Origin of the sequence: Xanthomonas sp. WHRI 1810A, assembly GCF_040202885.1 — a bacterium.
Lineage (GTDB): Bacteria > Pseudomonadota > Gammaproteobacteria > Pseudomonadales > Pseudomonadaceae > Aquipseudomonas.
Window position 1 is genome coordinate 196,180 of sequence record NZ_JBEGED010000001.1, and the last position, 22,060, is coordinate 218,239.

General features: G+C 56.9%; 23 protein-coding genes and 1 pseudogene. 5 read left to right on the plus strand and 19 right to left on the minus strand.

The window, feature by feature from the left end:
* Positions 1 to 13: 13 nt before the first annotated feature.
* The 16 genes from queC to ABQX22_RS00950 form a co-directional block, all read right to left on the minus strand.
* Entirely contained in the window at positions 14 to 688 is a 675-nt protein-coding gene (queC, locus tag ABQX22_RS00875; RefSeq protein WP_349795566.1) for a 7-cyano-7-deazaguanine synthase QueC, read from the minus strand.
* A gap of 16 nt (positions 689 to 704) precedes the next feature.
* A complete protein-coding gene (gene queE, locus ABQX22_RS00880; RefSeq protein WP_441005223.1) occupies positions 705 to 1,385 on the minus strand; it encodes a 7-carboxy-7-deazaguanine synthase QueE in 681 nt (226 codons plus the stop codon).
* Positions 1,386 to 1,525: 140 nt separating this feature from the next.
* Positions 1,526 to 2,350: a tol-pal system protein YbgF gene (gene ybgF, locus ABQX22_RS00885; RefSeq protein WP_349795568.1), complete on the minus strand. Its 825-nt coding sequence runs from the start codon at positions 2,348 to 2,350 to the stop codon at positions 1,526 to 1,528.
* Between the two features lie 6 nt (positions 2,351 to 2,356).
* Positions 2,357 to 2,857 carry a peptidoglycan-associated lipoprotein Pal gene (pal, locus tag ABQX22_RS00890; protein ID WP_349795570.1) on the minus strand — a complete coding sequence of 167 codons (501 nt, stop codon included), beginning with the start codon at positions 2,855 to 2,857 and terminating at the stop codon, positions 2,357 to 2,359.
* Between the two features lie 52 nt (positions 2,858 to 2,909).
* The gene (tolB, locus tag ABQX22_RS00895) at positions 2,910 to 4,211 is read right to left on the minus strand and encodes a Tol-Pal system beta propeller repeat protein TolB (RefSeq protein ID WP_349795572.1); all 1,302 of its coding nucleotides are present in this window, start codon (positions 4,209 to 4,211) and stop codon (positions 2,910 to 2,912) included.
* Entirely contained in the window at positions 4,208 to 5,287 is a 1,080-nt protein-coding gene (tolA, locus tag ABQX22_RS00900; RefSeq protein ID WP_349795574.1) for a cell envelope integrity protein TolA, read from the minus strand. Before tolA ends, tolB begins: the two co-directional genes overlap by 4 nt.
* On the minus strand, positions 5,287 to 5,751 hold the full coding sequence (tolR, locus tag ABQX22_RS00905) for a protein TolR (RefSeq protein WP_441005224.1): 465 nt from the start codon (positions 5,749 to 5,751) through the stop codon (positions 5,287 to 5,289). The genes tolA and tolR overlap by 1 nt, the downstream gene beginning before the upstream one ends.
* 14 nt (positions 5,752 to 5,765) lie before the next feature.
* Positions 5,766 to 6,461, minus strand: a complete 696-nt coding sequence (gene tolQ, locus ABQX22_RS00910; protein ID WP_349795576.1) for a protein TolQ — start codon at positions 6,459 to 6,461, stop codon at positions 5,766 to 5,768.
* Positions 6,451 to 6,918: a tol-pal system-associated acyl-CoA thioesterase gene (gene ybgC, locus ABQX22_RS00915; RefSeq protein WP_349795578.1), complete on the minus strand. Its 468-nt coding sequence runs from the start codon at positions 6,916 to 6,918 to the stop codon at positions 6,451 to 6,453. The genes tolQ and ybgC overlap by 11 nt, the downstream gene beginning before the upstream one ends.
* A 136-nt stretch (positions 6,919 to 7,054) precedes the next feature.
* On the minus strand, positions 7,055 to 8,110 hold the full coding sequence (gene ruvB, locus ABQX22_RS00920) for a Holliday junction branch migration DNA helicase RuvB (protein WP_349796417.1): 1,056 nt from the start codon (positions 8,108 to 8,110) through the stop codon (positions 7,055 to 7,057).
* A gap of 3 nt (positions 8,111 to 8,113) precedes the next feature.
* Positions 8,114 to 8,722 carry a Holliday junction branch migration protein RuvA gene (ruvA, locus tag ABQX22_RS00925; protein WP_349795580.1) on the minus strand — a complete coding sequence of 203 codons (609 nt, stop codon included), beginning with the start codon at positions 8,720 to 8,722 and terminating at the stop codon, positions 8,114 to 8,116.
* Positions 8,723 to 8,832: 110 nt separating this feature from the next.
* Positions 8,833 to 9,402 carry a crossover junction endodeoxyribonuclease RuvC gene (gene ruvC / locus ABQX22_RS00930; protein WP_441005225.1) on the minus strand — a complete coding sequence of 190 codons (570 nt, stop codon included), beginning with the start codon at positions 9,400 to 9,402 and terminating at the stop codon, positions 8,833 to 8,835.
* Positions 9,403 to 9,482: 80 nt separating this feature from the next.
* The gene (locus ABQX22_RS00935; protein ID WP_349795582.1) at positions 9,483 to 10,229 is read right to left on the minus strand and encodes a YebC/PmpR family DNA-binding transcriptional regulator; all 747 of its coding nucleotides are present in this window, start codon (positions 10,227 to 10,229) and stop codon (positions 9,483 to 9,485) included.
* A gap of 126 nt (positions 10,230 to 10,355) precedes the next feature.
* Positions 10,356 to 12,128 (minus strand): aspartate--tRNA ligase, encoded by a 1,773-nt coding sequence (gene aspS / locus ABQX22_RS00940; protein ID WP_349796421.1) that lies wholly within the window; start codon positions 12,126 to 12,128, stop codon positions 10,356 to 10,358.
* Between the two features lie 280 nt (positions 12,129 to 12,408).
* Complete coding sequence (locus tag ABQX22_RS00945; protein ID WP_349795584.1) at positions 12,409 to 12,750, minus strand: ribbon-helix-helix domain-containing protein; 342 nt, start codon at positions 12,748 to 12,750, stop codon at positions 12,409 to 12,411.
* A gap of 434 nt (positions 12,751 to 13,184) precedes the next feature.
* Positions 13,185 to 13,658: a Dps family protein gene (locus tag ABQX22_RS00950; protein WP_349795586.1), complete on the minus strand. Its 474-nt coding sequence runs from the start codon at positions 13,656 to 13,658 to the stop codon at positions 13,185 to 13,187.
* 447 nt (positions 13,659 to 14,105) lie between these two features.
* Between ABQX22_RS00950 and ABQX22_RS00955 the strand changes: the two are divergent.
* Positions 14,106 to 14,429 (plus strand): annotated as a pseudogene (locus tag ABQX22_RS00955) (cold shock domain-containing protein membrane protein); the annotation flags it as partial.
* Between the two features lie 60 nt (positions 14,430 to 14,489).
* Positions 14,490 to 14,711, plus strand: coding sequence for a cold shock domain-containing protein (locus tag ABQX22_RS00960; protein WP_004667445.1), 222 nt, complete (start codon positions 14,490 to 14,492; stop codon positions 14,709 to 14,711).
* Between the two features lie 66 nt (positions 14,712 to 14,777).
* On the opposite strand, the gene ABQX22_RS00965 is transcribed toward ABQX22_RS00960, so the two are convergent.
* The gene (locus ABQX22_RS00965) at positions 14,778 to 14,984 is read right to left on the minus strand and encodes a SlyX family protein (RefSeq protein WP_349795587.1); all 207 of its coding nucleotides are present in this window, start codon (positions 14,982 to 14,984) and stop codon (positions 14,778 to 14,780) included.
* On the minus strand, positions 14,981 to 15,388 hold the full coding sequence (locus ABQX22_RS00970; protein WP_441005226.1) for an HIT domain-containing protein: 408 nt from the start codon (positions 15,386 to 15,388) through the stop codon (positions 14,981 to 14,983). The genes ABQX22_RS00965 and ABQX22_RS00970 overlap by 4 nt, the downstream gene beginning before the upstream one ends.
* A gap of 1,030 nt (positions 15,389 to 16,418) precedes the next feature.
* Between ABQX22_RS00970 and ABQX22_RS00975 the strand changes: the two genes are divergently transcribed.
* From ABQX22_RS00975 to ABQX22_RS00985, 3 genes are all read left to right on the plus strand, one after another.
* A complete protein-coding gene (locus ABQX22_RS00975; protein ID WP_349795589.1) occupies positions 16,419 to 17,735 on the plus strand; it encodes an OprD family porin in 1,317 nt (438 codons plus the stop codon).
* A 173-nt stretch (positions 17,736 to 17,908) separates the two neighbouring features.
* Complete coding sequence (locus ABQX22_RS00980; protein ID WP_349795590.1) at positions 17,909 to 19,624, plus strand: proline--tRNA ligase; 1,716 nt, start codon at positions 17,909 to 17,911, stop codon at positions 19,622 to 19,624.
* A gap of 90 nt (positions 19,625 to 19,714) precedes the next feature.
* A complete protein-coding gene (locus ABQX22_RS00985; protein WP_349795591.1) occupies positions 19,715 to 20,671 on the plus strand; it encodes a hypothetical protein in 957 nt (318 codons plus the stop codon).
* Between the two features lie 54 nt (positions 20,672 to 20,725).
* Here ABQX22_RS00985 and dinB read toward each other — a convergent pair whose 3' ends face one another.
* Positions 20,726 to 21,787 (minus strand): DNA polymerase IV, encoded by a 1,062-nt coding sequence (gene dinB / locus ABQX22_RS00990; RefSeq protein ID WP_349795592.1) that lies wholly within the window; start codon positions 21,785 to 21,787, stop codon positions 20,726 to 20,728.
* Between the last annotated feature and the right edge of the window lie 273 nt (positions 21,788 to 22,060).

Sequence of the window (22,060 nt, forward strand, 5' to 3'; positions counted from 1 at the left end):
ATTTGAAAAAAGTTTAAAAATAACGCGTTGGGTCGGTCACGCCGGCGGATGAGAAGCCTTCCGCACGCAAGCGACAGCTGTCGCATTTGCCGCACGCGCGGCCTTGCTGGTCTGCCTGATAGCAGGAAACCGTCAGCGCATAATCGACACCCAGGCGTACCCCAGCTTTGACGATATCGGCTTTGCTGAGGCTCTGCAGCGGTGCCTGAATCGTGAAGCCCTGCCCTTCCACACCCGCCTTGGTGGCCAGGTTTGCCATTCTTTCGAATGATTCGATGAACTCAGGACGGCAATCGGGATAACCCGAGTAATCCACGGCATTGACACCGATAAAGATGTCGCGAGCCCCCAACACTTCAGCCCAGCCCAGCGCCAACGAGAGGAAGACGGTGTTTCGTGCGGGCACGTAGGTCACCGGAATGCCCTCACCCGGCGTCTCAGGCACGTCGATGCTGCTGTCAGTCAACGCAGAACCGCCGATGCCGTTCAGGTCCAGCCCGATCACCTTGTGCTCGACGACGCCCAGATCGTTGGCCACGCGCACGGCGGCGTCCAGTTCAGCACGGTGACGCTGTCCGTAGTCGAAGCTCATCGTGTAGCAGGCGTAGCCATCCGCGCGGGCCATGGCGACGACGGTGGCCGAATCCAGACCACCAGACAACAGAATTACCGCTCGTTTTTCAGTCATTGCGTGCTCACTCATATCAGCGCCCCGGCTCATCGTTCCAGAGAATCTTGTGCAACTGCAGTTGCAACCTCACCGGCAGGTTGTCCGCGACGATCCAGTCGGCCAGATCCCTGACGTTCAGGTCGCGATGCACAGGCGAAAACAGCACCTCGCCAGCGCGCCGGTCAAGGCCATACTGAATGATCTTCGACACGGCCCAGTCGTAGTCTTCTCGGGAGCAAATAACGAATTTGATTTGATCGTTGGCGGTCAGCAACTCGATATTTTCATACCGGTTGCGGGTCACTTCTTTGGAGCCTGGCGTTTTCAGATCGACAACGCGACTGACACGGGGATCGACTTTTGAGATATCGAGGGCACCGCTGGTCTCAAGCGATACTTCATACCCTGCGTCGCACAGACGTTTGAGCAGCGGGATCGCGTTAGGCTGGGCAAGTGGCTCACCCCCTGTCACGCAGACATATCGAGGGCGATAGCTGGCGACCTGCTCAACCAGCGAATCCAGCGTCTGTAGGGTACCGCCGGTGAACGCATAGGCGCTGTCGCAATAGTCGCAGCGCAAAGGACAGCCAGTGAGACGCACAAAAACCGTCGGCAAGCCGGCGGTACGTGTCTCACCCTGCAACGAGTAAAAGACTTCGGTGATGCGTAATGTGTCTTGCATAAGGGCCACGGGCGTAACGGCAAAACAGGCCATCCGCCTCCGTCAGGCACTTCAAAGCACCCTGCGCACGCAGAATCCAGAGAAGCGAAATCAATACCGGAATTTCGGGTGCGAGATTCTAACGAAAAAAACCGCGCAAAGCGCGGCTTTCTTGAATCGGTGGTCAGGCTAGCTTAGAGACGCTGAAGGTCCCGCTGAGCCAATTGAGCCGCCGAAGTGCCAGGATACTGAGCGACAACCTGCTGCAGGATACCTTTAACCTTGTCGGTGTGACCCAAGCGACGCTCCACATCGGCCAGCTTGTACAAGGAATCCGGCACCTTCGCGTGCTTTGGATAATTCTGGCTGACTTTGGCAAATGCCTGACCAGCGCCCTGAAGGTCGCCCTTGGCCAGGTTTACCTCGCCCAACCAATACTGAGCGTTGCCCGCGTATTGACTGTTGGGGTATTTGCGCAGAAAAGCGGTGAACGCCTGACTTGCCTTGTCGAAATCCTTTGCCTTGATCAGGTCGAAAGCTGCTTCGTAGTAAAGCTTTTCTTTCGCCGGATCAGGCGGCTCGGTACCGGCTTGAGGTGCCTGAGCAGCTCCTGCCGATGCGACGCCTGCTCCGCCGGCATTATTGCCGCCGTCGGAAGGGGAATTATTGGCAGCTGGTGCAGCGGATGCGCCGCCAGCTCCTATACGGGAGTCGAGGTCTTGGTAACGTTCCAGCGATTGTTGCTTCATCTGCTGAATATCGTTCTGCTGGACTTCGACGATTCCGCGCAAGCGCGAAATTTCATCCTGCATTTGTTGCAACTGCATGAACAGCTGACCTTGCGCCGAGGGTTGAGCAGTCGCTCCCCCCCCGGCGGAGGCGCCAGCCGTGCCATAACCTGATGGCGGATAACTGCTACCAGCAGAGCCAGAATTGTCATCGACCACAGGAACCGCACCCAACGCTGTAAGCGGAAGAGTGAGGGCCAAAACGGTTAAAGCACGGCGGCACGTTCGCATGTCAAATTACTTACGCAGTTCGACGCGACGGTTTTGAGCCCAGGATTGCTCGTCGTTGCCGGTAGCAACTGGACGCTCTTCACCGTAGGAAACCAGTTCCAGCTGAGCTGGCGAAACACCTTGCAGGACCAGGTAGCGTTGGACGGTTTTAGCACGACGCTCGCCCAGAGCCATGTTGTACTCACGAGTACCACGTTCGTCGGTGTTGCCTTCCAGAACTACGCGAGCGCCATTGCTTTTCAGGTCTTTGGCGTGAACGTCCAGAGCGCGCATGGCTTCTGGCTTCAGGTCCGAGCTATCGTATTCGAAGTAGAAAGTGGTGATTGCACGCAGAGCAGCTTCTTCGCTCAGGCTGCCGTCAACAGCACCTGTGTTAGCGCCGTAACCAGCGTTTGGATCTACAGCAGCGCCTTCGCCGGCGTTATCACCGCCTTTGGACGAGCAACCTACAGCTACAGCCATGGCCAGAGCCAGCGCAGCAAATTTACCAAACTTCAGCATTTCCATCGTAAAACTCCTAATGAACCCCAGTGTGTTAAGTAAAACGTGAAGCGCCGCGTCAGTTCAGGTAAGGGGACCAGGAAGGTTCTCTGACTTCGCCTTGAGCGGTAGGAAGCGGGAGCCTTACGCGTCCATTAATGGACACGAGCATCAAGACTCCCCGGCCCTGCTGGCGGGTGGCGTAGATTACCATGGTGCCGTTGGGCGCAACAGTAGGCGACTCATCAAGGTTGCTATCTGTGAGGATTTTAACGCTGCCGCGCTGCAAATCCTGAGCTGCAACCTTGAAGTTGGTGAATCCATCCTGACGATGAATCATGACCAGCGTTTTTTCATCGGCCGACAGTTTAGGGTTGGCGTTGTAGTTACCGATGAACGTAACACGCTCTGCACCACCACCATTGATATTGGTTTTATAGATTTGAGGCTTTCCACCCCGATCAGAGGTGAAGTAAATCGTCGAGCCGTCCTTGCCGAAAAACGGTTCAGTGTCGATTGCAGAATCATTGGTAACGCGGCTGATTTGACGCGACGCCACGTTCATCACATAAATTTCTGGGTTACCGTCTTTTGAAAGCACAAAGGCCAGTTTGGTGCCATCCGGTGACCACGCAGGCGCGCCGTTCAGGCCATCAAAGTTGGTCATTTGCTCGCGGCGACCCGTATCGATGTGTTGAACGAAAATGCGCGGACGCTTCTGCTCAAACGATACATACGCAATGCGCTTGCCATCGGGAGCAAACCGCGGCGAGAGAATCGGCTCGCGCGACTGCAGCAATGTCACCGCACGGGCACCGTCGTAATCCGAGCGCTGCAGCGTGTAGCGGGTGTTCATGCCGCCAAAACGCTCCGCGGTGACGTATAGCATCCGTGTAGAGAATGCGCCCTTGATGCCAGTCAGTTTTTCAAAAGACTGGTCAGCAATGTAGTGCGACATATCACGCAACTGATCAGCAGTACCCGACACGCTGCCGGTCAGCACTTGCTGCTCGGTTGCAACGTTGAACAGAGCGTACTGCACCTGCAGACGGCCGCCGGCAGGCGTGATGCTGCCAACCATCACGTATTGCGCGTTCAGTGCTTTCCAGTCACGAAACACGACTTCGCTTGCCTGGGTAGGCAGGCTGATCATGTTTTGTTTCGGGATCGGCGTGTAGTAACCCGAGTTGAGCATGTCGTTGCTGATAATCGACGACATGTCTTCCGGCAGGACACTGCCGCCCTGCCAGCCAAACGGAACAACCGCAATAGGCGTCGCACGGTCGCTACCGCTTGTGACCAGAATGTTCTTTTCATCGGCAGCGGCCATACCCGCAGCGCAACAGAGAACAATGAGCAATCCTCGAAGAATGTTAATCACAAGGCTAAATCCTCAGGTGTGAATGTCATCTTGAATGACCGGTAAGGTGCGAAGTCAGAAGGTTTCAGACCCTGCATTTCTGTCAAACGACCAATGTTCTTGACGGCTGCCACCGCGGAGCTGTCGAAGGGCCCGTCGCCGCTTGCCTTGGCAACGGTGACCGAGGTAATCGTGCCATCCGGCAACATGCCAATCTGCAGCACTACGGTCATACCCTTACGCGCTGAAGGAGGTCGAGCCCAACCTTCTGCTGCTCGGGAACGGATCAGATCATCGAAACTGCCCGCCGTTTCATCGCCACGCTCATCGGCCAACGCCTGCTGACGCTCCGGCTTGTCGGACAGCAGGTCAGCCAACGCTTGAGCCTTCTTGTCCTCCGCCGACTTGCGCGCCTTTTCCTGCGCTTTCTTGGCAGCATCGGCAGCAGCTTTCTTCTTGCTGTCCTCAGCCGCTTTTTTCTTCGCGTCATCGGCAGCTTGCTTCTTGGCGTCTTCAGCCGCTTTCTTCTTCGCGTCGTCGGCAGCCTGTTTTTTCGCTTCTTCGGCGGCAGCACGCTTGGCGTCTTCTTCAGCCTTCTTCTTGGCGTCGTCTTCGGCTTTTTTCTTGGCTATATCAGCCAGCTGCTTTTCTTCGGTCAGCTTCTTGGCATCGTCCGCTTTCTTGGCCTCTGCCTTTTTGGCGTCGTCAGCCTTTTTAGCTTCGTCTGCCTTCTTGGTTTCTTCAGCCTTTTGTTCTTCGGCTTTTTGAGCGGCATCCTCTTTCTTTTGTTCCGCCGCCTTCACGGCTTCCTGCTTCTCCTGCTCAACTTTTTTCTGCTCCATCTGCTCGGCTTCTGTTTGTCGCGCAGCGGATTTCTTTGCCTCACCGGCAAGCTTCTGGTTGGTCTGGGTCGTGGCCTGACTTTTAGACTTCAACTGATAGAGCGTTGCCTGAACAATGGGCTTGGCCTCCGGCAGTTCCGGCGTCATGGCAAAACTGACGAAGAGCATGCCAAAGATCAGGATGTGCAACGCCACAGCCCAGACAGTCGGCCAGAAGTAGCTTTCCGAGGCTGTCGGCTCTCGAATCGGCTGCATCAGGGCGCCTCAGTAATCAAGCCAACATTCCCGACCCCGGCTTTCTGCAACCCACCCATGGTGCCCATGACCGATCCATAATCGACGGTCTTGTCGCCACGAATGAAGACCTGGGTCTGCTTGCCGGCTTCGCGACCGGCCGAGACGATCTTGGTCACGGCAGCTGTCAGCTGCGGCAAGGTCATGGCCTTGTCCATCTGCTTGTCGGTATCGACTTCACTGCCAAGGTTCCAGTAGTAGGTCTTGTCAGCCTTGATCGAAATCGTCAGGACCTGGTTGTTATTGTCCTGGGGCAAGGCCTCGCTGGACACCTTGGGCAGGTCAACCTTCACGCCCTGGTTAATCATTGGCGCGGTCACCATGAAAATGACCAGCAGCACCAACATCACATCGATGTAGGGCACCACGTTCATTTCGGCGACCGGCTTGCGTTTTTTTCGTCGATCGCGAGCGATTAAAGCCATTTGGAAATACCTGCTTAGTCTTCGCTGGTGTGCACTTTGCGGTGCAGGATTGCCTGGAACTCGTCGGCGAATGTGTAGTAACGACCAATCAGGTTCTCACCGCGAGCGGCAAAACGGTTGTAGGCGATTACTGCAGGGATTGCCGCGAACAGGCCAATGGCGGTAGCGATCAGTGCTTCTGCGATGCCCGGGGCAACGGTCGCCAGAGTAGCCTGCTGGGCGGTGGCCAGACCACGGAAGGAGTTCATGATCCCCCAGACAGTACCAAACAGGCCGACATAAGGACTGGTTGAACCCACTGTCGCGAGGAACGGAAGACTTTGTTCAAGCTTTTCTTCTTCGCGGGAAATCGCCACGCGCATGGCACGGGCAACGCCCTCCATGACCGCATCGGGATCTACGCCCGGCTGCTGGCGCAGACGCGAGAACTCTTTGAAACCGGCACGGAAGATTTGCTCTACGCCAGAATCCGGGTCCGGGTTGCTCCCGGCCTGACGGTAGAGTTTGGACAGGTCAATGCCCGACCAGAAGCGCTCTTCGAAGCTCTCCAGCGCACGTCGCCCTGCACGCAGCATGCTGCTGCGCTGAAAAATCATGACCCACGAGGTGACTGAAGCAGCCACCAGGATCAGCATTACCAATTGAACGACCACGCTGGCATTGCTGACCAAACTCCACATGGAGGAATGGTCGACGACGTTAGCTTCCACGCTGTATCTCCTGCTCTGAATGTGTACCCGCGCCGCTCTGGCCGGCAAAGGCCGTACGCAAAGCTTCGGGAATGGCTCGGGGTTTCAAACTGTCGGCGCGCACACACGCCACTAAAAACTGCCCTTCGCAGAGCAGCGCATCATCTGTTGCCCGCCTGACCTGCTGATGAAATCGCAGGCTTACGCGGCTCAATTCAGTTACCTCGGCGCTGACCAGCAATTCATCGTCCAACCGCGCAGGCTTGTGGTAACGAGCCTCACTGGAATGCACGACAAACAACAGGTTCTCGCCTGCCAGTGCGGACTGGGCGAACCCCAGTTCCCGCAGCCGCTCGGTACGAGCCCGCTCCATGAATTTCAAATAATTTACGTAATAAACGATGCCGCCCGCATCAGTGTCTTCGTAATAAACGCGACAGCGATGTGCGAACGACTGAGCCCCGTTTTGCGCGCGCATACTCTAGTGCTTACTCCTCAAGTTGCCAATCCGGCCAGGCAACTGTTTTTTATCGATTTTGCAGTGGAGCATCAGCGATTTTTTACCGCTGCCCGTCAGACCATGAAACGTGCGAATAAATCGCCCGTCGTGAGTATTAATCGTCGGGATCATCGACGGGCGTGCTCACAGTGGGCAACTCGCCCATCCGCGACGGGATGTTCAGCCCGAAATGCAGGTAGGCGTGACGCGTCACCACACGTCCGCGGGGCGTGCGCATGATATAGCCTTGCTGGATCAAATAGGGTTCAAGCACATCTTCAATGGTGTGGCGTTCTTCGCTGATGGCCGCCGCGAGGTTGTCCACCCCGACCGGCCCGCCATCGAACTTCTCGATCATCGTAAGCAGCAGTCGTCGATCCTGGTGATCAAACCCGCGTTCATCGACGTCCAGCAGGTTAAGCGCCAGATCGGCAATGTCCTTGGTAATCTGCCCCTGCGCACGCACCTCGGCAAAATCCCGGACGCGGCGCAACAGCCGGTTGGCGATTCGCGGGGTACCGCGGGCACGGCGGGCGATTTCAAAGGCGCCAGCGTCTTCGATGTGCAAACCAAGAATGCCGGCAGAGCGCGAGACGATAATTGCAAGATCCGCGACGTTGTAGAACTCCAGCCTCTGCACGATCCCGAAGCGGTCCCGCAACGGATTGGTCAGCATGCCGGCACGGGTTGTTGCACCAACCAGCGTGAACGGCGGCAGATCCAGCTTGATGGAGCGCGCAGCCGGGCCTTCTCCGATCATGATGTCGAGCTGAAAATCCTCCATCGCCGGGTACAGCACTTCCTCGACAATGGGGGAAAGCCGATGGATCTCGTCGATGAACAGGACATCATGGGGTTCGAGGTTTGTCAGGATCGCCGCCAGATCCCCCGGCCGTTCAAGCACCGGACCTGACGTGCTCTTGATCGACACGCCCATTTCCTGGGCAATGATGTTGGCCAGGGTCGTTTTGCCGAGTCCGGGCGGGCCGAAGATCAGGGTGTGGTCGAGTGCCTCGTTTCGCCCGCGCGCAGCCTGAATGAACAGTTCCATCTGCTCGCGCACTGTGGGCTGACCGATGTAGTCAGCCAGGCTAAGCGGCCGAATCGCACGGTCCAGCTGCTCGTCTCGGTCACGTCCTCCCGTGGCGGCTATCAGGCGATCGGCGTCAATCACTTAAACCATCCCCTTCAGTGCACGGCGGATAAAATCTTCACTGCTCAAATTCTTGTCCTTGATCGCGGAAACAGCCTTGCTGGCCTCTTGGGGTTTATACCCCAGCGAAATAAGTGCACTGACTGCATCGGATTCCGCCGTCGCCTCTTGCACCGGTGCCCCCGGCCCTTCGGACACGAGCCTGAAAGATCCAGGCAGCGAGTCCCATGCCTTGAAGCGATCCTTGAGTTCGACCAGCAAACGCTCGGCGGTCTTTTTGCCGACCCCGGGTACGCGGGTCAAGGCCGAGGTGTCCTGGGCCTGAACGCAACGTACCAGCTCATCGACTTCCAGCGTCGACATCAACGCCAGTGCGAGCTTCGGTCCGACCCCGTTGAGGCGAATCAGCTCACGAAACATCTCGCGGTCACGCTTTTCATAAAAACCGAACAGCAGGTGTGCATCCTCGCGGACCACCAGGTGGGTGTGCAGCGTCACCTGCTCGCCCACGTGAGGCAATCTGTACAACGTGGTCATGGGGACTTCGATTTCGTACCCCACGCCGCCGACATCAAGCACCAGGTGCGGCGGTTGTTTCTCGACCAGTGAACCGCGTAAACGTCCAATCACCTATCAGATCCTTATCGATGGCCGGGAATACTCTTACCGGCTTAACCGTGCCCGTCATATTTGCAGTACGTGTGTGACCTGCAAGTGAAAATGTACAAGCGAATGATTCATTACAGCCGCAGTCGTCCGCCACGACTGCGCGCGGCACTCAGGCCATGAGGGATAAGACTTGATCGGGTATGCGCATGGCACAGCGCAATCGCCAGCGCATCGGACGCATCAATCTGCGGCTTTTGGGTCAGTTTGAGCAGGTACATGACCATCATCATCACCTGCTCTTTGTTTGCACCACCGGTACCGGCGACCGCCTGCTTGACCTGTGTTGCGGTGTACTCAGCGATCTCGAGGTTTTCCTCGGCACCCGCGACGATGGCGGCACCCCGCGCCTGACCTAGCTTTAGCGCAGAATCGGCGTTTTTGGCCATGAACACTTTTTCGATGCCCATGGTGACAGGTTCGTAGGTCTGAATAACTTCCCGCACGCCGCGAAACACGATCTGCAGACGCTCATGCAACAAGCCGCTGCCCGTGCGAATACAGCCTGACGCGACGTATTCGCAGCCGCGTCCGGTATCTCGTACAACACCGTAACCGGTAATTCGCGAACCGGGATCGATACCTAGGATAAGAGTCATAACGCCTGCAGCATGAGAAGTGATGCGTCCAATGAAACGCAGCATAAAGGCAGAAGCCGGAGGCCGATAGCGATGAGGTGATCAGCGCTTCGTCGCTCCGGCTTCAAATTCCTGACAAAACACTGTCAGCCAAGCTGCTCCAGCACATCGTCCGGAATTTCAGCATTGGAATAAACGTTCTGGACGTCGTCCAGGTCTTCAAGCATGTCGATCAGCTTGAGCACCTTTTCAGCCATTTCAAGATCAAGCACCGCACTGGTGGTGGGCTGCATGACGATTTCCGCATCGACGGCGTTGAACCCTGCCGCTTCAATAGCGTTGCGTACCGAGTAGAAGCCCGCAAACGACGTGAACACGTCAAGTGACCCGTCTTCATTGGTGACAATGTCGTCAGCATCCGCGTCCATGGCGGCTTCGGTGAGCGAATCTTCATCGACGCCGGCGGCAAACGAAATCTGCCCCTTGCGCTCGAACAGGTAAGCCACCGACCCATCAGTGCCCAGATTGCCGCCACACTTGCTGAACGCGTGGCGAACAGCGGCAGCGGTACGGTTGCGGTTGTCTGTCATGGTTTCCACCATGACCGCCACGCCGCCCGGGCCGTAACCTTCATAACCGAGCTCTTCGACGTCGTTGCCTTCATCGGCACCCACGCCGCGCGCTACCGCGCGGTCTATCGTGTCGCGGGTCATGTTCGCGCCCAAGGCCTTGTCCAGCGCCAGGCGCAGACGAGGATTGGAAGCTGGATCACCGCCGCCTTGGCGCGCAGCAACGGTCAACTCACGGATCCATTTGGTGAAAATCTTGCCTTTCTTGGCGTCCTGCCGCTCTTTGCGGTGCTTGATGTTCGCCCACTTGGAATGACCAGCCATAACACGCTCCAAACCTTGAAACACGAACGCCCGCGACATGATCACTCAAGCGAAGGCGCCTTACTGACGCAACGATGCAGAAATCAGGGAAAGGGCACAGCATCCCGCCGCTGCGCCCTCCCCGGCTTACTCGGCCTTTGGCTGTTCGCGCAAACGGATATGCAGTTCGCGCAGCGCCTTGGCGTCGACGGCGCCCGGTGCCTGGGTCATGACGTCCGCAGCACTCTGGGTTTTCGGGAAGGCAATGACTTCACGAATCGACTGAGCGCCGGTCATCAGCATCACCAGACGGTCCAGACCAAACGCCAGACCACCGTGCGGTGGCGCACCGTATTTCAGGGCGTCGAGCAGGAAGCCGAACTTCTCCTGTTGCTCCGCTTCGGAGATGCCCAACAGGCGGAAGACGGCCTGCTGCATTTCCTTGCGATGGATACGGATCGAACCGCCGCCCAACTCGGTGCCGTTGAGCACCATGTCGTAGGCACGGGACAACGCCGTAGCAGGGTTGGCCTCCAGCTCTTCAGGGGAGCACTTGGGCGCGGTGAACGGGTGGTGCAGGGCCGAGAAGCTGCCGTCTTCGTTTTCTTCGAACATCGGGAAATCGACAACCCACATCGGCGCCCACTCACAGGTGTGCAGGTTCAGATCGTTGCCGACCTTGATCCGCAACGCACCCAGTGCCTCGCTGACGACTTTGAATCTGTCAGCGCCGAAGAACACGATATCGCCGTCAACCGCGCCAACACGATCAAGGATCACGTTCAGGCTGGCTTCCGGGATGTTCTTGACGATCGGGGACTGAAGACCTTCAACACCTTTGGCGCGCTCGTTGACCTTGATGTAGGCAAGGCCCTTGGCACCGTAGATGCCAACGAACTTGGTGTAGTCGTCGATCTTGCTGCGCGGCATGCTCGCGCCGCCCGGTACCCGCAAGGCGGTCACACGGCACTTAGGATCGTTGGCCGGACCACTGAAGACCTTGAACTCGACATCCTTGAGCTGATCGGCCACGTCAACCAGTTCCAGTGGGTTACGCAGGTCCGGCTTGTCGGAACCGAAGCGGCGCATGGCTTCTTCGAAGGTCATGTGCGGGAAGTCGGCAAATTCCAGGTCCAGCACTTCCTTGAACAGCTTGCGAATCATGGTTTCGGTGACACCCATGATTTCGGTTTCGTTCATGAAGCTGGTTTCGATGTCGATCTGAGTGAATTCAGGCTGACGGTCGGCACGTAGGTCTTCGTCGCGGAAGCACTTGGCAATTTGATAATAGCGGTCGAAGCCGGCCACCATCAGCAGCTGCTTGAACAGTTGCGGCGACTGCGGCAGGGCGAAGAAGCTGCCTGCGTGAGTACGGCTGGGCACCAGGTAATCACGTGCGCCTTCAGGCGTGGCGCGGGTCAGGATCGGGGTTTCAACATCCAGGAAACCGTTGCTGTCGAGGAAGCCACGGATGCTGGACGTGATCCGTGAGCGCAAACGCAGCTTTTCAGCCATTTCCGGGCGGCGCAAATCAATGAAACGATAGCGCAGACGGGTTTCTTCACCGACATCGGAGTATTCATTCAACGGGAACGGCGGGGTTTCCGATTCATTCAGCACTTCGAGCTCGTAACCCAGCACCTCGATGGCGCCGGAGGCCATGTTTGCGTTGCCAGCCCCTGCAGGTCGCGCACGAACCTTGCCCGTCACCTTGACGACGTATTCACTACGGACGCGATCGGCGGCGGCGAAGGTATCAGCACGATCCGGATCGAACACCACCTGAGCCAGACCTTCGCGATCGCGAATGTCGAGGAAAATCACACCTCCGTGGTCGCGACGGCGGTGGACCCAGCCGCACAGAGTGATTTCTTGACCTTCCAGGCTCTCATTGAGTTGGCCGCAATAATGGCTGCGCATCATGATCGTGTTTTCACTTCTCGTAATTCGGAATTCGGTGGAGCTCCCGTCAGCCCTGGCGGGCAGCGGTGCGAGAGCCTTGGCATGCAGATCAACCCAGCGGTCTGGACCTGCCTTCCAGAGTAAGGCGGGGGATTATATAGGGTTAATCAAGGCTGTGCAGCCGCGCAGATGGATCGCAATGAAGACGACCCATCGCGCAGTCTGCTTACGCGAGCAGGACAACGCGCAAGGTGCAAGCCCGCCGAAAGCGAGCCCGCGAAATTTGAATCAATCAGGATCACGCTTTCGATAGCTGCAAGCCATCGGTCTTGAGCACATGGGCCACGCATACGACACGAATCAAACCGCTGAAATTCTTGACCCCTCCATGCCTCAGGTGCACCTCTCTGTCGACATAGGACAGAACAGAATTGACGGAACAGCAATTAAGCCGGGCGATTTCCGCCAGAATATTCCAATAAACCTCTTCCAGCCGCAAACAGGTTGCCAGACCGTTCAACCTCACAGAGCGTGAATGAGGCTGCGCAAGCTCCATATCGAAGTCTTCAACAAAGGGATCACTGCTGATGCTGATTCCGGCACCTAGATCCCCGTTTTCTCGAGCTGATCCTCGACCCATGACGCCTCCCTTCTTCAAGAACTTAATTCAAATACCAGGTTGATCTACACAAATAGATACGCCTCTATCAAGCCTTGTTCAGGATCATTTATCCAGCGGGTACAACGCATAAGTGCTGTAGGACACAACCACTTTTACAAGAGGAATCTCGGGAGTGGACTTAAGACCATTAGCATATGATCAGAAAGGTGGTAATTATTTATTGTTTCCACGCTTAATACTTATAAAGAGAACACACCTGAACCAGCCTACTTTATTAAACATCATAGAACGGATAATTTTTTAAATGTGCACCAAGGTGAGCCTTGGCATTGCCTGGCGATATGAAGCGACGGGGCCACGGAGGCGACGGATGAGGCGAGTAGGCCCGGGAGCGGGCAACGGCGGCAATCAGAGACGGCGAGCGACGAATGATTCGCCGCTCGCCCGCCGCATTACTTTGTTTCGAGCATGGAGCGCAGCATCCAGGCAGTTTTTTCGTGCACCTGCATGCGTTGGGTCAGCAGGTCGGCCGTCGGCTCGTCACTGACTTTGTCCAACAACGGGAAGATACCGCGAGCCGTGCGAACCACGGCCTCTTGGCCACTGACCAAAGAGCGGATCATGTCTTCTGCGCCAGGCACGCCTTCTTCTTCTTTGATGGTCGAAAGACGAGCATATGTTGAATACGTCCCCGGCGCAGGAAAGCCCAGCGCACGAATACGTTCGGCAATCGAATCCACGGCCAGCGCAAGTTCGTTATATTGCTCTTCAAACATCAGATGCAACGTACGGAACATCGGGCCACTGACGTTCCAGTGAAAGTTATGGGTTTTGAGGTACAGCACGTAAGTATCAGCCAGCAGACGCGAAAGTCCGTCCACGATCGATTTACGATCTTCTTCGCTGATACCAATGTCGATTGCCATGTTTCTTCCCCTTTATTTGATGGTGTTGAGCATGAAGATCCCGTCCACTCTATCAAGAGCGAGCCGCCCGTGCAGCCTCAACGGCCCGGAATGCGACGTAAAAGCAGCCATGGCCGTGACGATCCGCCCCCTACGCCCCGAATCGGCAGGTAAACACTCTTTGCCCAGCGTCGGCATCCCGGCCAAGCCCTCTGGAATCAACGTCCGCGGTGCATCGCCAAAAACAAGTCAAAGGGCCACCTGCGCCTGCATCCAACCGAGCTAAGCACTTGATTTGAGTAGCTCTCGGCTTTGCTGTTAAATACACCGGGTGCCGCTATCCAAATGCCTGACGGCTATAGCGCATAGGCTGAGTCGATCCGAGTGCATCACGCCTTCCATTTTCAGAAGCGTACCGAAGGTCATCAGCTATTTCCTCGTGATCCGTCTTAATGTGAGTTAGTCAAAATGTTGAAAATAGTCCACCTGCTAACGGGCGCTGCTGCCCTGCTGCTGTCATTCATACCTGGCCTGCGTAGCGAAGCCCTGGCGTCCTACCTGTCTCAACCTGATGCGTTGTATCTGGCCTTCTTCGGCCTGCTCAATCTGTTGCTTGCCCCAGTGATCCCCTATTGGAACAGAGGACCACGTCACCAGCTGCAAAACCTGGTCAGCGCGCTGCTGATCCTTGCTGTTGTTCTTCAAATCATGATTCTGTTGATACCGTTGGAAACGATCGCTGGCCAACCGGCCATTCTGGTCAGCCTGATTGCCGTTGTCATTGCAGTAGCCCTGCATCTGGCGGTCAGCTTCTACAAGTCATCGCCCTCTCCTGCTGCCCAGAGCCAGGATTTGGGTAACCGCGATACCGGCACGGTGAAGTGGTTCAACACCTCCAAAGGGTTTGGCTTCATCTCGCGCGACTCCGGCGATGACATCTTTGTGCATTTCCGCGCCATTCGCGGAGAAGGTCACCGGGTGTTGGTCGAAGGCCAGCGCGTAGAGTTTTCCGTGATGAACCGCGATAAAGGCCTGCAGGCCGAAGACGTGATTGCGGCATTACCTCGCCGCTGATCATTTCTGGCTCCAAAAAAAACCGCGCCCTCAATCAGGCGCGGTTTTTTTGTGTCTGACAGCCGCTTAATAATGAGGAGGTGGGGCGTCTTCCTCAGACGCTTCGAATTGCCCACCCATTTCATCCTGACGCTTGATCAACGCTGCAACCTGCCGCTGCAGCCTCTCCATTGTGCGTTGTTGCACCACCAACACATCGTTCAGCGCCTGAATCGTGTCGTCCTGAAACGCCAGTCGTGTCTCCAGCTCTGTGACGCGATCATCAACGTTCATACGTGTTCCTGCGTAAAGGCGAAATCATCCGGTAACACCGCTTTCAACTGCTCAAGCACAGCGGCAATGCCGTCTTCTGTATAAGGCGTGGCGGGGTGTTTGCCCCAGACCGGCGCCGGCCAGGCTGCATCCGTGCGGTAACGGACGATGACGTGCATGTGCAACTGGCTGACGACGTTGCCCAGCGCGGCGACGTTTACCTTGTCGGCATTGAACGCGGCATTGACCAGACCGGACAGCAGCGTCGCCTCTCTCCACAGCTGAAGCTGATCGACTTCGGGCAGCTGAAACACTTCGGAAATATCCGCGCGCCGCGGCACCAAAATAAACCAGGGATAATTTGAGTCATTCGACAGCAGCAGTCGGCACAGCGGGAAATCTCCCACAACCAACGTGTCCTGCATCAACCGAGAATCTAAGACAAACATAGGCAACTCCTGGCAACCGTGGGCGCGTCAGGCTCAGTGCTTTGAAACCCAGACTCATAATGCCGAGCAGGATACGCGGGATAGGCCCCCGAATCACGCAGAGGGGCGGCGTTACGAGCACTTTGCTCGATCGCTGTTGCTTATCAGACAGTTACCACGCACCAGCATTGGACGCTTTTGAGGACTACGCACTGATATGACCCAACATGCGAAGACCCGCGACGGACCGAGAGCCCCTTTAAAACGGGGCGTGCATTCGCTTAATACGCCGCATATCAAGTGCTTTGCCTTTATGTGATCTCTGGATAGCGCGCCTGATATTTCCAGCGCTAAGGAAAACGGGTACTAGAGTCCCAACATCAGGCATTTCTGCTGGCCAGCGCACCAAAACGACTCACTCACCCGACACTGTCTACACGTCGTATCCGCGATTTACCCACTTGCAGCAGGAAACGGGTAACGAAGGTGACATGTCCGTGGCTTAGCCTGCTGCAACACAGCGTGTGAAGCGAGGTTTCTGAAAATTATTTTATCCATTAAAAACAGTGAATTAGGGCGTGAACCTGTGAATTTTAATCGTCCTTTCACTTTTTTTTCACGTGAGTGCGAACTTTGAGCACGGTTGTTGCTATATCACTCACAGGAGCAACACGGCGCAGGTCCAAGAGGATCATGGCACCGGCCATCAAGGTAACAACGGGCACGCTTTCCAAAGGCTTCTTGAAGGGCGATATCAAACCACTGCGGAGTGGCTTCAACCTTCGACAAACCTGAGGCAGTCATACGTTTTTAAATGTTGAGAGCTGTTCAACAGCGACATGGACAGCGCCGGCCAGCGACATGGCCGTAAAGAATTTGAAAAGGATAGGTGGGTCACTATCGCCAATAATGTCCGCGTCATATAAATTTCGCGGACACAAAAAAGAAAGAGCCTCCCAGATAAAAAAACAGGTGGGACGGCAGTACTCTTCTTAAAAACCAAAGGAGCAAAGTCACGATGAGAGTGATGAAGTGGAGCGCAATCGCACTGGCAGTTACCGCCGCCAGCACGCAACTGGCAACAGCGGCAGCTTTCGTAAGCGACCAATCTGAAGCCAAGGGTTTTGTAGAAGACAGCCATCTGGATCTCAAGGCTCGTAACTACTATTTCAACCGCGACAAGAAAAACGAAGGCGTAGACGATAAAGACTGGACTCAAGGTTTCTGGGGTAATTACAGCTCCGGTTACACCCAGGGCCTGATCGGCGTTGGCGTTGATGCCTTTGGCTACGCAGGCTTCAAGCTCGATGGTCAAAACCACTATTCGGGTTCGGGCAACCTCTCCACTGATAGCGACGGCGATAACCACGACAGTTTCGGCAAAGCCGGTGCTGCCGCCAAGTTCCGTATTTCGAAAACCGAATTGAAAATCGGCGACATGCAGCCGGCCAACCCGGTATACGCAGTCGGCGGTTCCCGTCTGTTGCCACAAACTTCTACCGGCGTGAGCTTGCAGAGCAGCGAGATCAAGGGGCTGGATGTTGAAGCCGGTCGCTTCACCTCAGGCACCAGCCAGGATGAAACCAATCGTAATGGCGAGATCTGGGCCCAATACGCTAACGTGACTGCCAAGTCCGCTACCTTTGGTGGTGGTAAATACGCGGTCAATGACAACCTGGGTGTGGCGTTCTACTACGGCAAACTCGAAGATGTCTGGAATCAGTACTACAGCAACATAAACTACGCGCTGCCGTTGACCGATGACCAGTCCCTGGCTTTCGACTTCAACTACTACAACACGCAGGATACCGGCAGCAAACGCGCTGGCGAGATCAGCAACAATACGTACTCGCTGTCCGCTGCTTACTCTTTCCTGGCGGCTCATACGCTGACCGTCGCCTTCCAGAAGGTGAACGGTGACACCCCGTTTGACTACATTGGTATCGGCGACGATAACAAAGGCGGCGACTCGATCTTCCTCGCGAACTCGATTCAGTATTCTGACTTCAACGGTCCTGGTGAGAAATCCTTGCAGGCGCGTTACGACCTGAACATGGCCACCTACGGCGTACCGGGTCTGAGCTTCATGACCCGTTTCATCACCGGTAGAGACATCGACGGTTCCAAGATGGCTGCTGATAGCCCGTACCGCGCTTACGGCTACGGTTCTGACGGCAAGCACCACGAAACCAACATCGAAGCCAAATATGTAGTTCAGACTGGCCCGGCAAAAGACCTGTCGTTCCGCATCCGCCAAGCGTTCCACACCGCCAACGCCGATCAGGCTGAAGGCGATATCAAAGAGTTCCGTCTGATCGTCGACTACCCGATCTCGGTTCTGTAATCGAAACGTCTGACACTCGTTGTATAAAAGCCCGGCCTCGTGCCGGGCTTTTTCATTCCCGCTGAAAAGCACTTCCCGCCTGCTTGCAACGCTCCCCTCACCCTGTACTCGCCCGGACCACCGCCGTACAATGCCGGGTCATTTCCAGTCCCTGCAACCGACAACGGCCTACCATGCGTACCAGTCAATATTTGCTTGCTACACAGAAAGAAACGCCTTCCGACGCGGTTGTGATCAGCCATCAGCTGATGCTGCGGGCGGGCATGATTCGTAAACTGGCTTCCGGCCTCTATACGTGGCTACCCATGGGCCTGCGGGTATTGCGCAAGGTCGAGGCAGTGGTGCGGGAGGAAATGAACGCCGCCGGTGCCCTGGAAGTATTGATGCCTGGCATACAACCGGCTGAGCTGTGGCAGGAATCAGGTCGCTGGGAACAATACGGCCCTGAACTGCTGCGCCTGAAAGACCGACATGATCGCGAGTTCTGCGCGGGCCCGACCCACGAAGAGGTCATTACCGATCTGGCGCGCAACGAGCTGAACAGCTACAAGCAGCTGCCGATCAACATGTACCAGATCCAGACCAAATTCCGTGATGAAATCCGCCCCCGTTTCGGCTTGATGCGCGGCCGCGAGTTCATCATGAAGGACGCCTACTCCTTCCATACGACTCAGGATTCCCTGCAGGAAACCTACGATCGCATGCACCAGGCGTACTGCAACGTTTTCACCCGCCTGGGCCTGAACTTCCGCCCGGTGGAAGCAGACAACGGTTCCATCGGCGGGGCCGGTTCCCACGAGTTCCACGTGCTGGCCGAGTCCGGTGAAGACGATATCGTGTTCAGCGATACGTCCGACTACGCCGCCAACATTGAAAAAGCCGAAGCCGTGCCGCTGGAAACCCAACGCGCCCCGGCCACTGAAGACATGCGCCTGGTGGACACGCCAAACGCCAAGACCATCGCAGCACTGGTCGAAGAGTTCGGCCTGCCGATCGAAAAAACCGTGAAAACGCTGGTCGTTCACGCGGCCGAAGAAGGCAAGCTGATTGCGCTGATCATTCGGGGCGATCACGAACTGAACGAAATCAAGGCCGCAAACCTTGAGCAGGTCGCCAACCCGCTGGTCATGGCCAGCGAAGCCGAACTGCGCGACGCCATTGGCGCCGGTGCCGGTTCCCTGGGTCCGCTGAACCTGCCCCTGCCGTGCATCATCGACCGCTCGGTCGAACTGATGAGCGATTTCGGCATCGGCGCAAACATCGATGACAAACACTACTTCGGCGTGAACTGGGAGCGTGATCTGCCCGTACCGACCGTTGCCGATCTGCGTAACGTGGTTGCAGGCGACCCAAGCCCCGACGGCAAGGGCACGCTGGTCATCAAGCGCGGCATCGAAGTGGGCCACATCTTCCAGCTGGGCACCAAGTACAGCGAAGCGATGAAGTGCCAGGTGCTGGGTGAGAACGGCAAGCCGGTCTTGTTGACCATGGGTTGCTACGGCATCGGCGTTTCCCGCGTCGTGGCCGCAGCCATCGAGCAGAACAACGATGCCAACGGCATTATCTGGAGTGACGCCCTGGCGCCGTTCCAGATTGCGTTGGTGCCACTGCGTTATGAAACCGAGGCCGTGCGTGAAGCGACGGACAAGCTGTACGCCGAACTGACGGCTGCCGGCTTCGACGTCCTGCTCGATGACCGCGACAAAAAGGTCAGCCCCGGCATCAAGTTCGCTGACATGGAACTGATCGGCATTCCGCATCGGATCGTGGTCAGTGACCGTGGCCTGGCCGAGGGCAATCTGGAATACAAGAGCCGCACCGAACCAGAAGCCCAGGCCCTGCCTGTGGCGGATGTGCTGTCCTTTATTCAGGGCCGTCTGAACCGCTGAATCCTGGGGCGCGCTCGCCGTAGCGGGCGCGCCCTCTTGAGCCTCGACGCTTGTCCAGGCGTCTGCGCCTCATCTGCTGCCAGAGATCTCATGTACAAGCGAAGTTCCTTAAGCCTCGCAAGCGCCACGCTGTGCGGCACACTGCTGATCAGCGGTTGCGCCAATAACCTGTCCCAGCGCAGCGAGCACGAAGAGCGCATCGAGCGAAAACTGCTCGAACACAGCCTGCAAGTCGACGTCGGCGAGCCCAAGACCCTGGAGCTGCCGCAACGTCGCGTGCGTATTCAAGAATTAAAAACCTTCGACGTCACCGAGTTCGAAGTCACCCGTCACTACGATCGCTACACGCCCTACCAGCCCTGGCGCGAAATCTACGAGATTCCGCTGGGCGCCGTCACGGTTGTTGCGGGCGTCGGCGCAAACATTGTGAACGTCCTGACGTTCGGCAGCCTGCCGGACAGCATCACCAAGGACTGGATCAGCTACGGCGTGGCCGGCCTCAACCCGTTCATGAACGTCCCTTCCCACGGCCGCGCGCAGCAGAACCTGGCCGGGATCGATGAAGTGCAGCATGACCATCGCGTGGAGCACACCAGCCTGCCATGGAGCGAAAGCCCGGTGGAGGTCAATGCGGGCAACCAGACCCATGAACTGACCACTGATCGCAACGGTGTCCTGCGCATCAACCTGCTGGACAGCCCCTTTGCCGAACAGGACCTGAGCCGTGTCACCCAGTTGAACCTGCGGGTGGAAGACGAGCAGGCCACCGTGCACACCAATGCCTCCTTGCCGCTGAGTAAATCACTGCGAGGCAAATTGATCGAAGCGCATGGGCTTATCTACGATGATCTGGAGGATGATGAGGTGAGCCAGTGGGTGCATCGCGTCAAGCGCCTGTCCGACCTGGGGCTTGAGGAAGAAGCGAGTGAGTTGGAACAGACCCTGATCGAAATGACCCGCAACGATCCTCAGCTGCAGCACGAGTTTCTCCGGTCCCTTGCCAAAGACGCGGGCCGCTTGGTGGCGGTGCCGGCCTCTGCCGAGTAAGCGTTTTTGCATCAGCGTGGCCGCAGGCGAATTGCCAGGCGGCCAGACGCTGCATCAATGGGAAAACAGCTCCAACTGCTCGTGGGCACCGCGCAAGTCCAGCAATCGCACGCCCACCCCCAGCAGTCGCACCGGCTTGCCGCCACGGGCAAACGCTTGAGTCAGCAGTTGCGTGTAACTGCCCAGATCCCACCCTGCCCCCGCCTGCTCCAACGTGGTCTGGGTGAAATCGTGAAATTTCACCTTCACGAACGGCTTGCCCGGGCGGTATTGAGTGTCCATGCGCTCGATGCGCTCCGATAACGTCTCGATCAGCGCCGGCAGCTTCTCCACACAGCTGGCCAGATCGGGCAGATCGGTGTCGTAGGTGTTTTCGACACTGACCGATTGCCGGCGACTGTCGTTCTGCACCGGCCGGTCGTCGATGCCGTGGGCCAGGCTCCACAACCTTTCACCAAATGACCCGAACTCGCGGACCAGCGCCAACCGGTTCCACTGCCGCAGATCGGCGCAGGTATTGATGCCCTGCTTGCCCAGGCGGTCAGCCGTGACTTTGCCAACGCCGTGTAATTTCGACACCGGGAGGTCGGCCACAAACGCCTCCACCTGATCCGGTGTGATCACGAACAGACCATTCGGTTTTTTCCAGTCGCTGGCGATCTTGGCCAGAAACTTGTTCGGGGCGACCCCCGCCGAGACCGTGATATGCAGCTGATTGGACACTCGCCGGCGAATGTCCTGGGCGATACGCGTGGCGCTGCCGGCAAAGTGTTCGCTTTGGGAAACGTCCAGATAGGCCTCATCGAGCGATAGAGGCTCAATCAAGTCGGTGTATTCGCGGAAAATCACGTGGATTTCTTTCGACGCTTCTTTATAGGCATCGAACCGGGGCTTGACGATGGTCAGGTCCGGGCACAGCGTCAGCGCATGGCGCGATGACATCGCCGAACGTACCCCGTAGGCGCGCGCCTCATAGTTGCAGGTGGCAATGACGCCGCGCCGATCAGCCGAGCCGCCCACTGCCAATGGTTTGCCTGCCAGCCGCGGGTCGTCGCGCATTTCGATGGCGGCGTAGAAGCAATCACAGTCGACGTGGATGATTTTGCGCTGCTGCATAGCGTGCGGACGTACGGAAGAAGGTGATGCAGTATCTCACTCATGCCCGAATGCCGCACTTGCAACACTGGCTTGTCAGCAGGAAATGTCTGAAAAGTGAATGGTCAAAAGCGAAACGCATCCACTGAATTAGTGCGCAGATGCCCGTGCAGCCGGGGTCGCAGACGATCAAGCGGTTGCAGGACTCCGCTAACCGATTGAACAAAAAGCATTTTTTTCGTTACAACGGTTGACAGCCCCGCGCTCCTCTGTAGAATGCCGCCACACAGACGC